The following is a 252-nucleotide window of genomic DNA, read 5'->3' as shown; positions in this document are numbered from 1 at the left end:
CGGCCACGTCCATGCGGGGGCGCTCGGCTGGGTCGCGTTCATCACCTTCGGCTCGATCTACACCCTGGTGCCCTCGCTCTGGAAGCGCGAGCGGATGTACTCGCCGGCCTTGGTCGAGGTGCACTTCTGGCTCGCCGTCGCAGGCACCCTCATCTACGTGTTCGCCATGTGGAATTCCGGCATCCTCCAGGGGCTGATGTGGCGCACCTACACGCCGGAGGGCACGCTCGCCTATTCGTTCCTCGACTCGCT

At 65.9% G+C, this 252-nt stretch carries 1 protein-coding gene; it reads left to right on the top strand.

Features of this window, described 5'->3' with window-relative positions; translation table 11 throughout:
* Positions 1–252, top strand: a 252-nt coding sequence (locus KBI52_RS00210; protein WP_210804719.1) for a cbb3-type cytochrome c oxidase subunit I, incomplete at both ends; no start/stop codon positions are given.

This window comes from Microvirga sp. HBU67558, assembly GCF_018069605.1.
Taxonomy (GTDB): Bacteria; Pseudomonadota; Alphaproteobacteria; order Rhizobiales; family Beijerinckiaceae; genus Microvirga; species Microvirga terrae.
This window is presented reverse-complemented; position numbering and strand designations above follow the sequence as displayed.